16 protein-coding genes are annotated in these 19,576 nt (G+C 45.5%); 10 read left to right on the top strand and 6 right to left on the bottom strand.

Annotated elements, in window-relative coordinates; translation table 11 throughout:
• Nucleotides 1-93 precede the first annotated feature (93 nt).
• The gene (locus QUA25_RS17465) at nt 94-420 is read right to left on the bottom strand and encodes a hypothetical protein (protein WP_333039953.1); all 327 of its coding nucleotides are present in this window, start codon (nt 418-420) and stop codon (nt 94-96) included.
• A gap of 172 nt (nt 421-592) precedes the next feature.
• Nucleotides 593-2,017 (bottom strand): aspartate ammonia-lyase, encoded by a 1,425-nt coding sequence (locus QUA25_RS17470; RefSeq protein ID WP_333039955.1) that lies wholly within the window; start codon nt 2,015-2,017, stop codon nt 593-595.
• A 405-nt stretch (nt 2,018-2,422) separates the two neighbouring features.
• Between QUA25_RS17470 and QUA25_RS17475 the strand changes: the two genes are divergently transcribed.
• The 8 genes from QUA25_RS17475 to QUA25_RS17510 all read left to right on the top strand — a co-directional run bounded on the left by QUA25_RS17475 (nt 2,423) and on the right by QUA25_RS17510 (nt 12,536).
• Nucleotides 2,423-2,872, top strand: a complete 450-nt coding sequence (locus QUA25_RS17475) for a hypothetical protein (RefSeq protein ID WP_333039956.1) — start codon at nt 2,423-2,425, stop codon at nt 2,870-2,872.
• A 262-nt stretch (nt 2,873-3,134) separates the two neighbouring features.
• The gene (locus QUA25_RS17480; protein ID WP_333039957.1) at nt 3,135-5,000 is read left to right on the top strand and encodes a hypothetical protein; all 1,866 of its coding nucleotides are present in this window, start codon (nt 3,135-3,137) and stop codon (nt 4,998-5,000) included.
• Between the two features lie 211 nt (nt 5,001-5,211).
• Nucleotides 5,212-6,897: a DNA repair helicase XPB gene (locus QUA25_RS17485; RefSeq protein ID WP_333039959.1), complete on the top strand. Its 1,686-nt coding sequence runs from the start codon at nt 5,212-5,214 to the stop codon at nt 6,895-6,897.
• 105 nt (nt 6,898-7,002) lie between these two features.
• Nucleotides 7,003-9,126: a serine/threonine protein kinase gene (locus QUA25_RS17490; protein WP_333039961.1), complete on the top strand. Its 2,124-nt coding sequence runs from the start codon at nt 7,003-7,005 to the stop codon at nt 9,124-9,126.
• A gap of 105 nt (nt 9,127-9,231) precedes the next feature.
• A complete protein-coding gene (locus tag QUA25_RS17495) occupies nt 9,232-9,573 on the top strand; it encodes a DUF2281 domain-containing protein (RefSeq protein ID WP_333039963.1) in 342 nt (113 codons plus the stop codon).
• Nucleotides 9,563-9,919 (top strand): type II toxin-antitoxin system PemK/MazF family toxin, encoded by a 357-nt coding sequence (locus QUA25_RS17500; RefSeq protein WP_333039966.1) that lies wholly within the window; start codon nt 9,563-9,565, stop codon nt 9,917-9,919. Before QUA25_RS17495 ends, QUA25_RS17500 begins: the two co-directional genes overlap by 11 nt.
• Before the next feature lie 190 nt (nt 9,920-10,109).
• A complete protein-coding gene (locus QUA25_RS17505; RefSeq protein ID WP_333039969.1) occupies nt 10,110-11,255 on the top strand; it encodes an iron-containing alcohol dehydrogenase family protein in 1,146 nt (381 codons plus the stop codon).
• A 99-nt stretch (nt 11,256-11,354) separates the two neighbouring features.
• Entirely contained in the window at nt 11,355-12,536 is a 1,182-nt protein-coding gene (locus tag QUA25_RS17510; RefSeq protein WP_333039972.1) for an aspartate aminotransferase, read from the top strand.
• A gap of 112 nt (nt 12,537-12,648) precedes the next feature.
• Here QUA25_RS17510 and QUA25_RS17515 read toward each other — a convergent pair whose 3' ends face one another.
• Together QUA25_RS17515 and dapF are read right to left on the bottom strand one after the other, a co-directional pair.
• Nucleotides 12,649-13,791 (bottom strand): hypothetical protein, encoded by a 1,143-nt coding sequence (locus QUA25_RS17515; RefSeq protein WP_333039975.1) that lies wholly within the window; start codon nt 13,789-13,791, stop codon nt 12,649-12,651.
• 236 nt (nt 13,792-14,027) lie between these two features.
• Nucleotides 14,028-14,870: a diaminopimelate epimerase gene (dapF, locus tag QUA25_RS17520; protein ID WP_333039976.1), complete on the bottom strand. Its 843-nt coding sequence runs from the start codon at nt 14,868-14,870 to the stop codon at nt 14,028-14,030.
• Between the two features lie 312 nt (nt 14,871-15,182).
• Between dapF and QUA25_RS17525 the strand changes: the two genes are divergently transcribed.
• Nucleotides 15,183-15,395 carry an Hfq-related RNA-binding protein gene (locus tag QUA25_RS17525; RefSeq protein ID WP_333039978.1) on the top strand — a complete coding sequence of 71 codons (213 nt, stop codon included), beginning with the start codon at nt 15,183-15,185 and terminating at the stop codon, nt 15,393-15,395.
• Between the two features lie 103 nt (nt 15,396-15,498).
• Here the strand turns inward: QUA25_RS17525 and QUA25_RS17530 are convergent, their stop codons facing one another.
• Nucleotides 15,499-17,814: a cation:proton antiporter gene (locus tag QUA25_RS17530; protein WP_333039980.1), complete on the bottom strand. Its 2,316-nt coding sequence runs from the start codon at nt 17,812-17,814 to the stop codon at nt 15,499-15,501.
• 118 nt (nt 17,815-17,932) lie between these two features.
• On the opposite strand from QUA25_RS17530, the gene QUA25_RS17535 reads away from it, so the two are divergent.
• Nucleotides 17,933-19,024, top strand: a complete 1,092-nt coding sequence (locus tag QUA25_RS17535) for an acyltransferase (RefSeq protein WP_333039982.1) — start codon at nt 17,933-17,935, stop codon at nt 19,022-19,024.
• Between the two features lie 221 nt (nt 19,025-19,245).
• Here the strand turns inward: QUA25_RS17535 and QUA25_RS17540 are convergent, their stop codons facing one another.
• Complete coding sequence (locus tag QUA25_RS17540; RefSeq protein WP_333039984.1) at nt 19,246-19,476, bottom strand: type II toxin-antitoxin system ParD family antitoxin; 231 nt, start codon at nt 19,474-19,476, stop codon at nt 19,246-19,248.
• Nucleotides 19,477-19,576 lie beyond the last annotated feature (100 nt).

Genomic DNA, 19,576 nt, shown 5'->3' on the forward strand with positions numbered 1-19,576 from the left:
CGGGAACAATCTCAATGTAACGCACGCACGGATCACCCTAAGCAGGGTGATCCGCGCGCACCTTACCAAGAATAATCTCAATACAAATGAGTCCTAAGTATTCATCGGCAATCTACCAACTGCCGCCCGCTGCATGGTACTAACTCGCAGCGAGTTAGAGAATACTCCTTGACCTTGCAGTTCAGGGATAGCAGGTTTAACTTCCACTTTCACCAACCGGGCAGTGCAGATAAAAACCGTTTGATCTGCTAAATGGAAAGTCAACCAAGGTTGATTTAACAAATGCAGCACTTCCTCTTGGAATTCTTGTGCAGGCATCGGAATAGTAAAGGTTTCTGCGTGACCTTCCACATAATGAAATGTCACTTGAGTCGTGTTCTCTTTATCTTGAGTTAATTTTGCAAAAGAACCTGCGCGCATAAATCTTGCTCCCAAACTTTAGACTATAAAAAATCCAGAATTAAATCTCAAAAAATTGAATTCTGAATTGTTTAACTTTAACCTGTGACAGCACTTAGGCAGAACTCAGAAGGCAGAAGGCAGAATTAAATCGAGTTTAGCCTTCTAGTTTCTAGCTGATTCCTGCGATCGCCTATACGTTAGCAGAAGATGTTGGCATCGCACTCATTTTCTCTAAATCTAGAACTTTTGCCAAGTCTTCTGCACTCATTAAACCCCTTTCTAGCACAATTTGCCGCAAAGATTTGCCAGTTTCTAGAGATTCTTTGGCGACGGCGGCGGCGTTGAGATAGCCGATCTGAGTGTTGAGGGCGGTAACGAGTGCGAGACTGCCTTCTGCGTAAGCGAGACACCGATCGCCCTTAGCTTCGATTTTTGCGAGGCATTTGGTGCTCAGGGCGCTGATGGTATTGCCCAAAATTTCGATGCTGTGAATGAGATTGTAGGCGATCAGGGGCATCATCACGTTCAATTCTAATTGTCCTGCTTGGGCTGCCAGGGCGATCGCGCTATCGTAACCCATAACTTGAAAACAAACCATTGATGTCATTTCTGCCATCACAGGATTGTATTTTCCCGGCATAATTGACGAACCGGGTTGCACAGGAGGCAGTTGAATTTCTTTCAAACCCGTTTTCGGCCCGGAGTCCATCAAACGCAGGTCGTGGGAGATTTTAACGCAATCCTGAGCGAGATTTCGCAGTGCACCGGAGACATTTACAAACGGTGCCATACTCTGCATAGCAGCCATTAAATGCTTTGCTGGTTTCACGCGGTGATCGATTAAGTCGGAGAGAATTTCAGCAACTTTTTGACAGTATTCAGGATGAGTATTTAAGCCTGTTCCTGCCGCACTTCCCCCCAATCCCAGGGATGTCAAATCATCGGATGCCCTGTCAATTCTCAAGGTATGTTCTCTGAGAATTTGCGCCCAAGCGCCGAAGGTATCGCCGAGTCGAACCGGTACTGCATCTTGCATATGAGTGCGGCCGGATTTAACAATATCTTTGAATTCTTCGGCTTTGTTTTCTAGGGCGACTACGGCATCGGACAAAGCCGGAAACAGAGTCTTTTCTAATGCCAACAATCCGCCGATCCGAATCGCAGTCGGAATCACATCATTGGTCGATTGACCGTAGTTTACATGATCGTTGGGACTGACGCGCTTGTAGTTGCCTTTTTCCTCGCCCATAATTTCCAAAGCGCGATTTGAAAGAACTTCATTAACATTCATGTGGTGAGAAGTTCCGGCGCCGGCTTGGTAGACATCAACTACAAATTGATCGCGCAATTTGCCAGCTAGGATTTCATCTGCTGCTTGGACAATTGCTTGACTGATGTCTTGGGGAATGCAGCCGAGTTCCCCATTAGCGATCGCCGTTGCTTTTTTAATTAAAACACAAGCATCAACGTAAGTTGATAAAGGCTTAATACCGCTGATCGGGAAATTTTCAATAGCCCTTAGAGTTTGGATGCCGTAGTAGACATTAGATGGGATTTGTTTGTCTCCCATCGAGTCGCTTTCAATGCGATAGGTGGCGGTTGGGTTTTGAGTCATATCGTCGGGTTTGTGATAATTAGGAATTGTGCAAACAGAACTTACGCACAGTTGGTCAGAAACCGGGTTTCTTGTCGGGGAATCTGTTTGAAAGCGTAGTTTTTTGTCAAGAAACCCGGTTTCTAAAGGTTTTTGTGCGTCCTGGACTGGCAATTTTTTTTGTAACACGGCTGACGGGCGATCTTACTTTTGTGCGCCCGGAGGCAACTTTACAGTAATGCGTCAGTCCCGGCCGTACAAAATTATCCCACATCTTAGGCTTCAATCTCAAATCTCAAATCTCAAATCGATTGATTGTTTGCACAAGCTAAAATTAGTCGATCGGCGAGGGCGATCGGACGCAGACAGCCCCAGTCTGCTATAATCTTACAAATAAACAAATTTCAATTTTACTGTTAAACTCCCATGAAAAAACCAGCAATAACTTTCAAAAACCCGCTAAACATTTTGACGATCGGCTTAAGTGCATCGCTGATTTTTCCGGCTTCAGTCAAAGCCTTATCTAACCTAATTACAACCCCAACTATCTCAGAAAAATCTACTGTTTTAGCGGCTGTACAAAAAGAGCAAAGGGAGTTCATAGAAGGTGTTCGTTCAGCGGAAGTAAAAGGAAGAGTAGCGCCTGGCACTTTCAATAGTTATTTTGTCGGAGTTAAAAAAGGAAAAAAAATCAAAGCCAATGTCAAATCACTTGAAAATAATGCTGTGTTTAAAGTCATAGACTCGGACAAAAAAACGATAATCAAAGAATCAAGAATATGGTCTGGAGTCGTTGCAAAAACGGGAAAATATCAAATAGATGTAAGTACAGAACGAGGAAGTGCTAGTTACACTCTGTCATTTTCGATCGACTAATTTTATGGTGCGCCGCCACGAGATATTCAAGCTGCTAGGAGATTGTTAGTAGCGACGCACTCTACGTTCTAAAGTAGTTGTGTAATTCCGATTTTTTAGATTGCCTAATTATGTAATTAATTAGATAAAATTAGCGTGAGTTTAACAATAAAGATTAAACCATGCTTCTGATTTTTGTAACAAAAATTCAAATTACAAATATCGGAAAGTTGTTATAGTTGGTAGCACAAACAATTTTGCAGCAGGCGGATTGCCAAAAATTATGCCGCGTTACCAAACCCTAGATAATGTTATTACCCTCCAAGAGGCACTCGAAGGAATAATTGTTGAAGATTTAAAAAAGCTGAATGCACTGTTGTCGGGCGATCGCAAATTAACCCGGAAAGCTGACCTGGTTGCTGGGATTAAAGAGCAAATGCAGGGACAAAAACTTAAGCAAGTTTGGGCGCAATTAGACGACCTGCAAAAAGCGGCCGTAGCGGAAGTTATACATGGGTCAGGTGGTGGCTATGATGCCGATGTATTTATGGCAAAATACGGACAACAACCAAACTGGGGAACAAGCGATCGCTATGGATACAACCGAGAACCATCCCTACTCTGCTTGTTCTTCTACGGCAATGCGATACCCTACGATCTTGAACAAAACTTGCGGAAGTTTGTGCCAAAACCTCAAGGAACTTCCTTAAATCTGGTTGGCGATGTACTGCCAGATAATTTTATGGTTCGTGTAGAAAAACAGAACTTTCGTACATCTAAAATAGAGGTATCCGAGTACGAACTTCCCTTGACAATTTTTGAAATGGAACGGGCAGCCCCAAAGGATTTGGAAGCAGTTTTGCGTCTGATTCAGTCGGGCAAAGTTGCCGTTAGTGAGAAAACCGCATTACCTGGTGCCGCAACTCTGAAAGTGATCGCCGCCGTATTGCAAGGGGGTGATTTTTATAACGACGAACAGCGCCAAGCTACCGTGGAAAAGGGCGATATATTCTACGAGGTTGGTAACATCAAATCCTTTGCTTGGGCCGCGATCGCCCAAGCGAGCAAATTCGCCGAACAATCGGGCAAAAAGCTAGTTTTGACCAAAGCGGGACAGAAAGCCTTGCAAGAATCACCTGCCAAAGGTTTACAGACAGCATGGAAGCGCTGGTTAAAAACAAACACTTTTGATGAATTTCGCCGCATTGATGCGATTAAAGGACAAACCGGCAAGGGCGCGCGCGGCATGACAGCGGTGGCGGGGCGGAGAGAGGCGATCGCCTCAATCCTAGCAGAATGTCCTGTCGGTAAATGGATTCTGTTTAGCGAATTTAGCAAGTATATGTTGGCAACGGGCAATCGGTTTGAAGTAACGCGCGATCCCGACAATCTCTATATTTCTGAATTTGGGTATGGTAACTTAGGATATTCGGGCAGTCACGATTGGCATATTCTGCAAGAAAGATATATGCGCTGCCTGTTGTTTGAGTATGTTGCTACCCTGGGAATAATTGATGTTGCCTATGCCGATCCGTCCCTCATACCCAGCGATTTTGACGATCTTTGGGGAACGGACGATTTGAGATTTCTCAGCCGCTACGACGGCTTAATCTCTTTTCGCCTGACAGCTTTGGGGGCTTACTGTTTGGGATTGACTAACAATTACACCCCGCCAGCAATTGAGTTCCGTCAAACACTCCGCGTACTGCCCAATTTAGATATTGTTGTAGCAGGAGAAGGCCTCGCGACATCAGATGCGATCGTCCTCGATCTCTATACTAAAAAAGTTTCAGATGTCGTCTGGCAACTCGATCGACAAAAGCTATTTACCGCCATAGAATCCGGATACCCGCTAGCAGAATTTAAAGAAGTTTTAGAGACAAGAAGTGTCGAACCGCTACCCGAAACTGTACAGCAATTTCTGACGGATATTACAGAACGATCGAATAGTTTGCAAGATGCAGGAACTGTCAAGTTAATCGAATGTGCTAACCCCCATTTAGCAGTGTTGATTGCCAATGATTCCCGTACAAAAAAATTCTGTCAGCTAGCAGGCGATCGCACTTTAGCAGTTCCATTATCCCAGGAAACTAAGTTTCGCAACGCCCTGCGGCAGATCGGCTACGTCTTACCCCAGCGGGATAAATAGTATTAGACAAAATTGCCAAAGTCAAAAAACCTCTTAAAACTCACATCTTGCACCATTGTCAGGAACAGGCAAGATGCCTGTTCCACAAGAAATCAACTCTTTGTGGAACAGGCATCTTGCCTGTTGACAAAAGGCTAATTGAGAATGGTGCAATATCTCAGTTAAAACCATCTGCGTTGATCTGCGATTCATCTATCAATCGAAACAAGCCATGAATTATGTTCCCGAAAATGCTTTGATCGTGCAAAGCGATCGCTCAATTTTACTAGAAGTTCACGCCCCAACAGCACAACAGGCACGAGAAGCGATCGCCCCCTTTGCCGAATTAATCAAAAGTCCCGAACACATCCACACCTATCGCATCACGCCCCTCAGCGTGTGGAATGCGCGGGCGGCGGGAATGCCAGTTGAAGAGGCGATCTCCGCTTTGCGGAAGTATGCCAAGTATCCCATTCCTGACTCCGTAGCGCAGGAAATTGAACTGTTAGGGGCGCGGTATGGATTAACTGTAATTGAAAGAATCGATGCGGCTAGCCCCGATTTACAACTGCGAATTGCCGATTTGCCCCTAGCGGAATTGCTGGTACGGGACGATCGCGTCAAACCAATGTTGGGCAAGCGCATCTCGGATCTTTGCTTTCAAGTCGATGCCGGGAATCGCGGCGTACTCAAGCAAGCTTTACTAGCGGTGGGCTATCCGGCAGAAGATTTGGCTGGATATGTGGAGGGTGCCGAATTAGGGATTTCTTTGCGCGATCGTACTCTAACAGATTTGCCCTTTAATTTGCGTACTTATCAACAAGAAGCAGCAGAGGCATTCTATCAGGACGGGGAGGTAAAAGGTGGAAGTGGGACGATCGTCCTACCCTGCGGGGCTGGTAAAACCATAGTCGGGATGTTAGCCATGAGTTTGGTAAAGCAAAAGACACTCATCCTCACCAGCAGTTTGACTTCAGTGCACCAGTGGCGCAGGGAAATATTAGACAAAACGAGTTTAACTGAGGATGCGATCGCTGAGTACAGCAGTGTCACCAAACAGACGGCTGCTGTCACCCTATCGACTTACCAAATGCTAAGTTATCGATCGAATAAAGATGATGAATTCCCGCATTTCGAGTTATTTAACGCCCAATCGTGGGGACTGATTATTTATGATGAAGTCCATCTATTACCTGCACCGATATTTCGGATTACCGCTGAATTACAAGCACGACGCAGGTTAGGTTTAACTGCGACATTGATTCGCGAAGACGGCAAAGAAGGGGATGTATTCACCTTGATTGGGCCCAAGCGCTATGACGTACCTTGGCGCGAATTGGAAGGACAGGGATTTATTGCGACTGCCAATTGTACGGAAATCCGCGTCGCCCAAAATGAGGCGGAAAAAATGGAATATGCCCTAGCGCCCCGCCGCAACCAGTTTCGCATTGCTGCGGAAAATCCAGCTAAGTTGGATGTGGTGCAAAGTTTGTTGCAAAAGGAGGCGGGACACCGTATTTTAATTATTGGTGAGTATCTCGAACAGTTAGATGCGATCGCCAAAATTACGGAATTGCCTCTGATTACGGGGAAGACAAAACAGGCTGAGCGCGATCGGTTATACGAAGCATTCCGTCACAAAGAAATTCCCGGATTAATTCTATCTCGCGTGGGCAATTTTGCCGTCGATTTACCCGATGCCGATGTGTTAATTCAAGTATCGGGAAAGTATGGTTCTCGCCAAGAAGAAGCGCAGCGCCTCGGACGAATTCTCCGCCCGAAATCCGATGGACATACTGCGAGTTTTTATACATTAGTCTCGCTACAAACTTGCGAGGAAGATTTTGCGCGACACCGCCAACTCTTCCTCACCGAACAGGGCTACAACTATCGCATAGAAGTTCAAAAAGATGTTTAGTCGGCGTTGGATCGTAGACCTCTTACAATATTAACGCGCTTGTAGTTGCCTTTTTCATCCCAACAAGTTGCTACACTATTAATAACCCCATCCTCACCCACATTTATGTTCGCAAACGCAATCATCGACGCTATCGCTCCCTTAATCTTGGAAGTGCTGTCACCCATTGCCAGAAATATCGGCCACAAACTAGGAGAAACCCTCAGCAATAAATCTCAACAGTGGGTAGAATTTCTAATTCCCGATCCCAATCAGATATTCTCAGATGCGACTGAGATAGAGGAAGCAAAACAGCGTTATTCCCAGGAAATGATCGAATACGCGAAAGCGAAAGATGCCAGAGATAACGAATTGTTAAAGCTGAAAGTAGCACAAACGGCGCGTCGCCTTGAGTTGCAGGAACAGGAACAGCAAGACAGACGGAAGCTGGCAGCCTTGCAACGGGATTTGATGCGGGAATTGCAAGCAAAGGATATTCAGGTAAAGCTGGCTGAAATTCAAACAATCTGGGATAAAGATACTTGGTTTTCTAAGTTGAATCGAGAGGAAACTAAGCAAATTTTACTTGAGCAGCAACATCGCCTCTTAATCTTACTATCACCGCCCAAAATTAGCAAGCGATGCCCGGAAACCTTTTGTGAAGATTTGCCCATTGAGATGAGAAGTGTGGGAGATTTTCTCAGACAGCATTATCCTCAACAGGATATCTTACGCCCCGTTAAGTTTTATAGCGACTATTTCAATGAGTCGATTGGTGATATTGATGTGGAACGCTTGCAGCGAATTTTATCTCCGGTTCCTACTACAATTTTATATAGCGATATCAGCGACTATGCGGTAACTTTTCGCGTCGGCTTTTGGGGATTCCTGAATAATCAGGAAGTCTCCCTGTTTTCTACCAAAGTTTTTGACTGGGAGGAGGCAAAAGATGCACTTTTAGCTTCTGGAGTAAGTGAGAAAAAAGCCCTCCGCATGATTCGGCAGTTGATTGTGGCGATTCACAAGTTACTGGCTGGATTTTTAGCAGATTTATATTATATCAATATTGACCCCGGCTATGAACCTTTATTATTTAAGTTAAAGGATGAATTGGCTCAAAATGGGTTGGCAGAAGAATGGGTAAAGCCTTATTTTGATATTCTTCAGGATATTCAGGGGCGACAGCGAGAACTGTATGAACAGGAGTTGAAAAAGCTGATTGAGCAAGTAGAGACTGAACGTCAATCTCAAGAAGCTGCCAAAGCTGAAGCTCAACGCCAACAACAAATAGAAGAAGCTGCCAAAGCTGAAGCTCAACGCCAACAACAAATAGAAGAAAAAATCATTAGGAAAGCTTACTCCTTCAAATGTGTAAAAACTCTTAATGGCGTAGCTATGTCATCTGTTGATTGCGTAGTTATTAGTCCAGATGGCAAGACTTTTGCTAGTAACAGCAGTGGAAATTGCAGCAAACTTTGGAATCTCCATACAGGAGAGCTGATTCGTACTTTTTCTGCGGATTCAGGTGCGGTTTATTGCGTTGCCATTAGCCCTAATGGAAAAATTTTAGCTAGCGGAAGTTCTGACAAACAAATTAAGCTGTGGAATCTGGAAACTGGACAAGAGATTAGCACTCTCAAGGGTCACTCAGGTTTAATTCGGTCTCTTGCTTTTAGTCCAGACGGAGAAACTCTTGTTAGCGGCAGTGGTGACCATACTATCAGACTGTGGAATCTGAAAACCAAACAGGAAATCCGCACTCTCACTGGACATTCAAACCTGGTTATGTCTGTCGCTATCAGCCCGGATGGAGAAAATATTGCTAGTGGCAGTTGGGACAAAACTATCAAACTGTGGAGTCTGAAAACCACACAGGAAATTTCCACTTTTACTGGGCATTCAGAGTCAGTTTATTCTGTCGCCTTCAGCCCGGATGGACAAATTCTTGCTAGTGGTAGTGGAGACAAGACTATCAAACTTTGGAATCTGAAGACCACACAGGAAATTTGCACTCTAACAGGGCATTCACAGGGGGTTTTTTCCCTTGTCATCAGCCCGGAGGGACAAATTATTGCAAGTGGAAGTAATGACAATACTATCAAGCTTTGGAATCTGAAAACCGGACAGGAAAATCGCACTCTCACAGGGCATTTAGCCAAGGTTAATTCGGTCAGTTTTAGCCCGGATGGAAACACTCTGGTTAGTGGCAGTAATGGTGGGAGTATCAAGATTTGGCGGTGTGATGGGTGAACTAACGGGGAAAGATGAAAATTATGGCGCAATTGGCAAACATGGAACTACAAAACTTGACTGCGTGAGAAATAAACATATCAACGCTTAGGGAAGGTAATTGAAATGTCAGAAACAATTAATTTTGAGCAAGCACTGTTAGAAAAATTGCGACAGTTGCCAACTGAGAAACAACAAGAATTGCTCGATTTTGCACAATTTTTGGTGCAAAAAACGGAACAGAAACAGCAGTTATCCAGCGAAAGTTCTGAGTCTAACAGTTCGTCAATAACCGAACCTACTCTCAAGCTATCACTTAGAGAAATTGCTAGCCTGCCAATAGCAGAACGCCATAAAATACTAGCACCGTATATGGCTGCTACAGCCGAAGATTTTTTGACATATCCTGAATTAACCGAGTTTTCGGTACTCGATGGCGAAGACTGGGAGACTGAGTATGACTACTAACCCAAAACGAGGAGAGGTTTGGCTGGTACAACTTGATCCAACCCGAGGGCAAGAAATTCAGAAAACACGTCCTGCGGTTGTGATTAGTTCGGAAATGTTTAGTAATATCCCCATGCGGATTATAATTCCTGTGGCTACATGGCAACCTAAATTTCAAAATCGCCCTTTCATGATTCTCATTCAGCGAACTGAAGAAAACTGTTTAGACGCAGACTCAGCAGGCAATGTTTTGCAAGTTCGGAGTGTAACTACTGAGCGATTTGTCAGGTGTATCGGCAAAGTTTCTGAAACGGTTGTGCAAGAATTAGTAATAGGCTTAATTATCTGTGTTGATTATCGTCCATAAAATCAGGAATGTCGATCGCCCTCAACTCCCCAACTTCCCTCAACTGGGCCCTCCCATCCCCCAACCCCGCACAATACTTAATAAAAACTTTACAAAACTTACCCGATCGCCCAACATGGGTTAGAGTTATCCTATAAAATCCAGCAATCCTGCAAAGCGTCAACCTTCTCATCACTTATCCAGTGGTTCGATGACTCAAACCCAAAGCACTAAAACCGCCACCCCAACTGCAATTTATTCCTTGACAATTGCTCCCGCCTGTGTATTGCGAGGTCGATCGGCCATCGCACAAGCCGGAGATGCGATCGCCCGTTTCGGAAAGCGGCCGCTAATCGTCGGCGGCAGCAACTCCCTCGCCGCCGCCCAACCCTACCTGCAACCAATCCTCGAACAGCAGCAGTTAAAATCCGCCGAAACAGCATACGGCAAGGATTGCAGCGAAACCAGCCTCGAAACCCTCCGCGCAGCAGCCCAAACCCATCAAGCCGACTTCATCATCGGTGTCGGCGGCGGCAAAGCCTTAGACGCAGCAAAACTCGTCGCCCATCAGTGCAAAATCCCGATCGTCACAATTCCCACATCAGCAGCCACCTGTGCCGCTTGGACAGCCCTATCTAACATTTATTCAGAACAAGGTGCATTCCAATACGATGTCACATTAGCCCGATGTCCCGACTTATTAATACTCGATTACGGCTTAATTCAAACGGCACCGCAGCGGACATTAGTAGCAGGAATTGGAGATGCGATCGCCAAATGGTACGAAGCATCAGTCAGCAGCGGACACTCCGAACAAACCCTAATAATTTCGGCCGTTCAACAAGCTAGAATACTGCGCGATATATTATTCCAAAAATCAGCCGCCGCCCTCAAAGAACCCGGTAGCGAAACCTGGCAAGAAGTCACAGATGCAGCCGTATTGCTAGCAGGAGTAATCGGCGGAATTGGCGGTGCCCAATGTCGCACCGTCGCCGCCCATGCCGTCCACAACGGCCTAACTCATCTATTAGCAAGTCACGGCACATTGCACGGCGAAAAAGTTGCCTACGGCATTTTAGTACAACTGCGACTAGAAGAAATGCTGCAAAACAATCAACTCGCCGCTAGCGCCAGACAGCAACTGCTAAAATTCTACGCCGAGATTGGATTACCCCAAACTTTAGACAACCTCGGACTCGGAGACATTACCATCACAGAATTGCAGCGCGCCGCCGACATAGCCTGCAATCCCAATTCCGACATTCACCGACTGCCTTTTAAAGTTGTTCCCCAACAATTAATGGCAGCGATGGTTTCTACTACCGCACCTGTGGGAGAATTAAAGATTAAGAATTAAAACAGTTTGTAGTAAGGACTAAAGTCCTGAAAAGGCTGTGCTAGCAAGGACGAAAGTCCTTACTACAAACCAGGAAAACTGACAACTGACAAAAAATAAATGACCTTGGATTGGATTAGCCCTGCTGACAGGTTGCAAAAACTACCGCCCTACGTATTTGCCCGTCTCGACGAACTCAAAGCCCGCGCCCGCGAACAAGGACTCGATTTAATAGACTTAGGAATGGGAAACCCCGACGGTGCCACTCCTCAACCAGTAGTAGAAGCCGCTGTCGCAGCCATCCAAAATACTGCCAATCACGGCTATCCACCCTTTGAAGGAACTGCCAGTTTCCGCCGTACTATTACTAAATGGTACAGCCGCCGCTACAACGTTGAACTCGATCCAGAAAGCGAAGCATTGCCTTTGTTGGGTTCAAAAGAAGGTTTAGCACATTTTGCGATCGCCTATATCAATCCAGGGGACGTAATATTAGTACCAAGTCCCGCTTATCCCGTATTATTTCGCGGGCCAATCATTGCCGGTGCAAAAGTTCACAACATCATCCTCAAACCAGAAAATGACTGGGTAATTGACTTAGCCGATATTCCCGACAGCGTAGCCGAACAAGCCAAAATACTCTATTTCAATTATCCCAGTAATCCGACTGGAGCGACTGCACCCCGCGAATTCTACAAAGATATTGTGGCTTTCGCACACAAACATCAAATCTTGCTGGTTCACGATTTGTGTTATGCGGAATTAGCCTTTGACGGCTATCAACCGACAAGTTTATTAGAAATTCCCGGCGGTAAAGAAATCGGCGTCGAATTTCACACCATGTCAAAAACCTACAATATGGCCGGCTGGCGCGTCGGTTTTGTAGTAGGAAATAGCAAAATTATCCAAGGTTTGCGGACATTAAAAACTAACCTAGATTACGGTATATTTTCCGCTTTGCAAACAGCAGCAGAAACAGCACTGCAATTGCCCGATAGTTACTTGGACGAAGTGCAGAATCGTTACAGGACTCGCCGGGATTTCATGGTGGAAGGATTGGCAGAATTAGGGTGGAATATTCCCAAACCTCTGGCTGCAATGTATCTTTGGGTTCCCTGCACTCCGGGCATGAGTTCGACTGATTTTGCCCTGAATGTTTTGCAGCAAACCGGTGTTGTGGTGACTCCTGGGAATGCTTTTGGGCCGGGCGGCGAAGGATATGTGAGAATTAGTTTAATTGCAGATTGCGATCGGCTGGGAGAAGCCTTGCGGCGCATGAAACAAGCAAATATTCGATATTAGTCATTAGTCATTAGTCAGTAGTTATTGGTTATTTGTGGGTTGTTAGTTGTTCGTTGTTATTGGTTATTTGTTGGTGATAATAACCAATTATCAACTGACAACTGACAACTGACTATAACGTTTTAATTTGCTCAATCACCCAGTCAAAAGTTTGCATAACTTGGTTAAGGGCAGATTCGTCTTGCAAAGTAAACAAAGCCAGACTCGGCGACCTTCTCTCACCCGGTTCTATAGGCAGCGACAGACCGATCGAACTCAGCTTACTTCTCAATTCCAGCCAATTTTGTTCCGCATTAAAAGGCGGCTGGGAACCATAATTATCAGCAGAAATCTCCATTCTGCCAGCAATATCTACAGTGAATAACTGATAGGGGTTTCTTCCCTTTTGAGGCAATTGAGCGGCGAAACCGCCGTAGGCGTCCCCCGTTCCCCAGTGGATTTTAACTTCGGGTTCTTGACTTTTTGCCCACAAGTAAATTGCTTTTGCCATTTGCGCCTCGTCTGCGCCTCGTCTAGCTTTGATTTCCGCAAAAAATGAAGATTCATCCCAGCGCCTTCTTTCGCGCGTTGCGCTGGATTTTTTCTGCTGTGCTTCGGCCGTCTGACCGATCACTCTGGGAACCAGCGTTTTTAAACCGTCTTCACTTACATACTGCTTAATTTCCAGCGCCAAAACTTCAACCGGGTCCATTTGTTCGTTGAGAAATTCCACAACTCGGCGCATTTCAGCGGAAATCTCGTCAGCTACAAACACTAAGCGAACTTTACCGGCTTGCAAATTAGTTTTAACTTTCTGCCAAAATAGGTCTTCGTTAGCATTTGCACCGAGAAACTCTTCAAAAATATGTTCAGGATCGCGACCCCGATCGCGACAATTAGCTTCAAACAGAGCAATAATTGAATCGACTGGCCAGTAAACCAACGCATTAGCAGCATAGTCGATCGACTGACCCAAAACTTTTTGCCGCAGTCCGGCATTAGGAGTTCGCCGGACATCCACCAAAGTAGGAACGGCATTTTGGTCCAGAAACAAATGATCCAGCGACCACTGCACCGCTGTTTCCTCATCGCTGGGTGCAGCTTCCCGCGAAATTAACAGCCACCTGCGCGCCGTAGCCCGATCGATTTGGTCTCCCGCGATCAAATTAGGATAAGTTACTAGCAAATCTTGTAACTGGTCTTCCGAGTCGTAGGGCTGTTCCATCATTTCTACCAGCCTGTCGTCGTCCTGAATCAGATAAATACCTCCAGCCATGCAAGCCCACCTACTTAATTTTAGATTTTAGATTTTAGATTTTAGATTTTAGATTTCAGGCTTAGTTATTAGTCTTCAGTCTTCAGTCCGCCGCCCATAAGTTGTGAAGGCAGAAGGCATTGGTCAGAATTCAATAAAAACTTTGAATTCAATAGTTTTTATTGTTTGTTCCTTCAACAAAAAAAACCTTCTGACCAGTGACTAATAACTAATAACTGATGACTGATGACTGATGACTAATCACTCATACAACCAGTAAATACTCGCTGTGCCGGCCCGGTCATGTAAATCCGCCCAGAAACTTCTGCCCATTCGATTTCCAAAACGCCGCCGGGGAGTTCAACCGCAGTTACCCGATCGCACTTTCCTACCAACACCCCAGCTACCACAGCAGCACAAGCACCAGTCCCACAAGCTAGAGTAACACCCGCGCCTCTTTCCCACACCCGCATTTTTACATAGTCTGAACGTATCACTTGAATAAATTCCGTATTGGTACGCTGCGGGAATGCTTTGTTGTGCTCGAATTGAGGCCCGACAGTTGCTAAAGCAACAGCCGAAACATCCTCTACAAAAGTAATGCAGTGAGGATTGCCCATGCTGACGCAGGTAACAGACCAAGATTTATCAGCAACTTCGATCGGCACATCTATAGCTTTGGCATCCGCTGCAGCCAAAGTTGTCGGAATTTCCGCCGCCAGCAGCCGGGGAACCCCCATATCCACCTTCACCTGACCGTCCGATCGCAATTCCGGGCTAATCACACCAGCCAGAGTGTGGATGCGGTACTGAGTTTTCGCCTCTGACCCTTCCAAATCGGCGATAAACTTAGCCAAACAGCGAATTCCGTTGCCGCACATTTCCGGTTCCGAACCGTCGGAGTTAAAAATCCGCATGGTATAGTCAGTGTCGTTTTGACCCGGAAGAGCAAATATCACACCGTCTGCGCCAATCCCGAAATGTCGATCGCACAAATCCACAGCTTGTTCTGGCGTGATCACCGGTTCTGACGAGTGGCGGTTGTCAATCAGAATAAAATCATTTCCCAGTCCGTGATACTTCGCAAACTCGATCGGCATAAAAAAAAACCTCTTTTGGTTAAAACTGATTAGATAATTTGATGACCAAATTACCCATTTCCCAGTATTATAAAACTTTATGCAATTTATAGTCCTTTCTCGTCAAATATAAACAAATATAATTTTTATAACTCTACAGGGATATCTAATTAATGCTGATGTCAATTCCTCAATGAATATCGGTAGAAAAGGAACCGCCAATGGGTTTATGCCTCATCGCGTAGACGCGCTTGTAGTTGCGACAGTAAGGGTTAAACGGTATAAACAGAAGAATATGGTTTAAGGTAATATTTGACTATATTTTTCTGAACTATGTCTGAATTTGAAACCGGATTGCCCAGCGTTCGCTTAATACAAAGCTACATCAAAGACAAACAACAGGTGGAGATCAAACTCCTGACCGGCGACTTAGTAGCTGGCAGAATTTTTTGGCAGGATAATAGCTGCATTTGCCTCCTCGATGCCTCAGAAACACAAATTCTGATCTCGCGACCAGCAATTGCTTATCTCAAACCCAACGGCTGAGAGTGGGGAATGGTGAATGGGGCATGGGGCATGGGGCATGGGGCATGGGCCATTGAGAATAGTTTCTTTTTCTGCCCACTGCCCACTGCCCACTGCCCGCTGACTAATCGCTAAACAGCTTTTCGATGACTTGGGCCTTGACCAAAGGCACCTTTAAAGCAGGTTGCGGCACCGGTGGTGAAGCCGTCCGCTGCATCAAGCCGAGTTCGTAAAAGCCGCCGCACAGCAGCAAACGATCGCCTTCTTGCAAATTCGTAGTTCCGTCGGGCCAGCGAGTAAATTTCCCTTCCCGGCGGATCGCCCGCACCTGCACCCCGTACTGGGTCAGCACATCTACCTCTGACAGTTTTTTGCCGGACCAAGGGCTCTTTGCTGGTAGCCTCAGCCACTGGCAAGAACTGTCGCCCTGCGGAACTGCAACTTCGCCCTTCGCCAGCAACTCAAAACTGATGAGTTCTTCCGGTTCTCCTACTACAAAAAGTCGATCGCCCGACAGCAAAGCTGTCTTGCCGTTAGGATAATCAATTTCCTCACCATTCTCGCGGACGATCGCCATCACGCTGACCCCTGTCAACTGGCGCAGGTTAGTTTCTTCCAGAGTCATGCTGGCAATGGGAGAACCCGACGGCAAGCTGTACCACTCGCTGTTCATATCTCGAACCGCCACTTTCAAATCCCGCGAAACCGCCAAAGGTTCGCGCGGTGGCCGCAATTCCAGATAGCGGCTGCTGCGAATTTGCTGCACATCTCGCCCGATCGCCATTGCCGAGAGCCCCATGCCAGCCAGCAAGTGGGAAGACAGTTCTAAACTGGCTTCAAACTCCGGCTGCACGACTTCCCAGGCCCCCAGTTGGTAAAGCAGTTCGATGTCTTTATCTTGGTTAGCGCACACCACAATATCCAAATCCGGGACTAATTCTAAAGCCCGCTTCAGACACAAGCGAGTGCTCATGGGATCGGGAAGGGCGATCGCCATTGCTTTTGCCCGTTCCACCCGGGCGGCTTCCAATACGTGCAAGCTGGCAGCATTCCCGTAAATGTAAGGAATTCCTTGCATTCTGCAATCTTGAATTCTACTTTCTGACTCGTCGATAACCACAACTGAACAGTTGCGGCTTTGCAGCATTTTGACTAAAATTCTACCGACTCGCCCGTAGCCGCAAACCACAACATAATTTTGTTCCGGCAAACTTTCAGCTATTGCCACAGGTTGAGATGTTTCGTCAAAATAGCGCTGTAAAGGCCCGAAATTTTCCGCCCATTTCAATAACTGAGGCACGCTTCTCAACACAAACGGAGTCAGCACGAGGGTGACTGCTGTCGTGCCTAAAATTAACAAGTAAACGTCCCGCGAAACCAGCCCCATAACTTGACCGGAACTAGCGAGTACAAAGGAGAATTCTCCTATTTGAGCTAAGCCCAAACCTGTGATTAATGCTGTTTTTAGGGGATAGCCAAATAGTCGGACGATCGGCGCGATGATCAAGAATTTGCCGATAAATACTAGAAATACCAGTCCCAGAATTAATTCTAGATGGTTCCAGAGAAACACCGGGTCGATTAACATTCCGATGGTGACAAAAAATAAGGATGCAAAAATATCTCGCAAAGGCTCGACATAAGTTAGAGTTTGGTCGGCATATTCCACCTCCGAAATCATTAAACCCGCCACAAATGCGCCCATCTCGATCGAAAAACCCAAATATTCTGTCAGCAGCGCAATCCCTAAAGCCAAAACCACAACTCCCAGCAAAAACAGTTCCCGACTTTCTGTTTTCGCCAGGTAGCGCAGCAACTGCGGTACGAGCCAAATGCCCGCGCCTACAGCACCGATAGCAAATAACCCGATCCGCAGCAGGGCCCACGCTACCGTCATGCCGATCTCTTCTGCTGGCTGATTGAGTGCCGGCAAAACGGCTAGCATTAGCCCCAAAGCCAAATCTTGAACTACTAATATTCCCAGCATGACTTGACCGTGGGAAGTACCGGATTCATTGCGCTCCATCAAGCACTTGAGTACAACGGCAGTCGAGGAAAGCGACAGAATCGCTCCTAAAAACACCCCTTGAGCAGGCGATTCTACCCAGCCTACAGCCAAGGAAATTCCAGTAGTAATGGCGATCGTCAGCACAATTTGCAAGCCCCCCCCGCCCAAACTAATGGTTTTAACTTTCTGGAGTTCGGCGAAGGAAAATTCCACTCCCAAGGCAAACAACAGAAAGGCAACCCCGAATTCAGCCAGGGTGTCTACCTGAATTAATTCTTTAATCAGCCCCAAACCTGCCGGCCCAACTACGATCCCTCCCAGGAGATACCCGAGAATTACCGGCTGTCGCAATAGCGATGCAAAGAGTCCTCCTGCTGCGGCAGCAGCGAGAACTAGAACTAAGTCAACGATCAGTCGGAAGTCTTCTTGCACAAGTTTATGAAAAAAGTATAAAGTTATATTATAGTGTCTAATGTGTTGACTATGTTTAGGGCGTTGACTATAGTTGAGGAACAAGCACAACGGCCACCCTTGACCCAGGTATTTTCTCATGGCACAGAGTTCAACTCCTCACAAAAAGCTTAACCTCTTGCAAGTTTATCGAGGGATTGCGGCTGTTTTAGTGGTAATGTTTCACCTCAACGATATGAGTGCTGAAAGATTAAATCAAGTTACTTTTTTTAATTTATTTCAGGCGGGGTGGAGCGGTGTTGATTACTTTTTTGTATTGAGCGGTTTCATCATGGTGTATGTTCACCGATCGGCGATCGGTAAAAAGGATCAGTTAAAATCGTTTTTAGTCAAACGTGGCGTGCGAATTTACCCGATTTACTGGATAATTACTCTAACAGTTTTGTGTTTCTTTCTAGTAATTCCCGGTTTTGCTAACAATAAAGATTTAAGTTTGGGACAGGTAATTTTGTCGCTGCTCTTGATTCCTCAAAAGGACAAGCCCATTCTGGATGTAGGTTGGACTTTAATTTACGAATTATATTTTTACTTCCTGTTCAGTATAGCTATCTGGTTGAAACCTAAATATTCGGTGCCTATACTTTCGGCTTGGCTATTGGTAACGATTTTAAACTTTTGTAAACTTATAAGCTTCCCCAAATCTTTTTTCTTGCTAAATCAAGTATTTGGCAATATGAATCTAGAATTTGTTCTGGGCTGCTTGGCTGCCTATATAGTGATTAAATGTAACAATAAGATTGGTAAGTACAGGTGGATATTGTTTGGAATAGCAAATTTAGGATATGTTATTTTAGGAATGCTCGTCGCATGGGGAAACATAAAGTTTGAGCGCGTCACTACTTTTGCAGTGCTAGCCGCTCTGTTAATCATTGCTGCCACCTCGATCGACCTCAAAGATTCTCCGAAAATACCTCAGATTTTCACGTACTTAGGAGATGCCTCGTACTCGATATTTTTAACTCACGGCCCGCTGATTTCAGCAACTACCAAATTGCTGCAAAAGGCAAATCTAGGAAAATATTTCGATAGCTTTTTTGCACCTGCGTTGGTAGCACTGATAACTGTAATCGCTGGCTGCATCTTTTACTCTTTAGTTGAAAAACCACTGACAGTTTACCTGCGGAAAAATATAGTTGAAAAAATGGGTCTTCCGAAGGTACAAGCAAGCTAATTGCAGGGTGATTTCGGAGTTGGTAGGGTGCGTCGCTATATTTAATCTAGGTGAAAAATCGAGAATGCTGGAAGCATAGAACTTACGCACCCCCAGGTCTATAAACCGGGTTTTTTAGCGAATCTGCGGGTCACAATTGAGTATTTTCGTAAAAAAACCCGGTTTCTGAGTTCCCCTGCATAAGTCCTAACAAATAAAAAATCACAAAATTATTAAAACCTTTAACTAACAACCTTATAGGCGCGTTTTTGCTCCCACCAATTATCGGTAATCTCTAGAGAATTGCCACTATCCAAACCAGCCAACAATAACGACTCAACCCGCGCAGTTCTTGGTTGTTCTTGGCGAATTAGGTGCAAGATATATTCTGCTGCATTGCTGTAGCCTCCGGTTGCCACTTGTTCGTTAATAAATTTTTGAATTGAATCGGGAAGAGGAAGATTGAGGGTCATATTTTTTATCCTTCCTGATGTGCGATCGACCTTGGCATATTTTAAATATTAGGACTTACGCACGGGCGTCCAGAAACCGGGTTTTTTTACGGAAATACTT

This window comes from Microcoleus sp. Pol17C6 (genome assembly GCF_036701145.1).
GTDB lineage: Bacteria > Cyanobacteriota > Cyanobacteriia > Cyanobacteriales > Microcoleaceae > Microcoleus.

Bases quoted from the DNA above. Each gene is read 5' to 3' on its own strand.
- QUA25_RS17465 (WP_333039953.1), bottom strand. From the start codon at position 420: ATGCGCGCAGGTTCTTTTGCAAAATTAACTCAAGATAAAGAGAACACG.
- QUA25_RS17470 (WP_333039955.1), bottom strand. From the start codon at position 2,017: ATGACTCAAAACCCAACCGCCACCTATCGCATTGAAAGCGACTCGATG.
- QUA25_RS17475 (WP_333039956.1), top strand. From the start codon at position 2,423: ATGAAAAAACCAGCAATAACTTTCAAAAACCCGCTAAACATTTTGACG.
- QUA25_RS17480 (WP_333039957.1), top strand. From the start codon at position 3,135: ATGCCGCGTTACCAAACCCTAGATAATGTTATTACCCTCCAAGAGGCA.
- QUA25_RS17485 (WP_333039959.1), top strand. From the start codon at position 5,212: ATGAATTATGTTCCCGAAAATGCTTTGATCGTGCAAAGCGATCGCTCA.
- QUA25_RS17490 (WP_333039961.1), top strand. From the start codon at position 7,003: ATGTTCGCAAACGCAATCATCGACGCTATCGCTCCCTTAATCTTGGAA.
- QUA25_RS17495 (WP_333039963.1), top strand. From the start codon at position 9,232: ATGTCAGAAACAATTAATTTTGAGCAAGCACTGTTAGAAAAATTGCGA.
- QUA25_RS17500 (WP_333039966.1), top strand. From the start codon at position 9,563: ATGACTACTAACCCAAAACGAGGAGAGGTTTGGCTGGTACAACTTGAT.
- QUA25_RS17505 (WP_333039969.1), top strand. From the start codon at position 10,110: ATGACTCAAACCCAAAGCACTAAAACCGCCACCCCAACTGCAATTTAT.
- QUA25_RS17510 (WP_333039972.1), top strand. From the start codon at position 11,355: ATGACCTTGGATTGGATTAGCCCTGCTGACAGGTTGCAAAAACTACCG.
- QUA25_RS17515 (WP_333039975.1), bottom strand. From the start codon at position 13,791: ATGGCTGGAGGTATTTATCTGATTCAGGACGACGACAGGCTGGTAGAA.
- dapF (WP_333039976.1), bottom strand. From the start codon at position 14,870: ATGCCGATCGAGTTTGCGAAGTATCACGGACTGGGAAATGATTTTATT.
- QUA25_RS17525 (WP_333039978.1), top strand. From the start codon at position 15,183: ATGTCTGAATTTGAAACCGGATTGCCCAGCGTTCGCTTAATACAAAGC.
- QUA25_RS17535 (WP_333039982.1), top strand. From the start codon at position 17,933: ATGGCACAGAGTTCAACTCCTCACAAAAAGCTTAACCTCTTGCAAGTT.
- QUA25_RS17540 (WP_333039984.1), bottom strand. From the start codon at position 19,476: ATGACCCTCAATCTTCCTCTTCCCGATTCAATTCAAAAATTTATTAAC.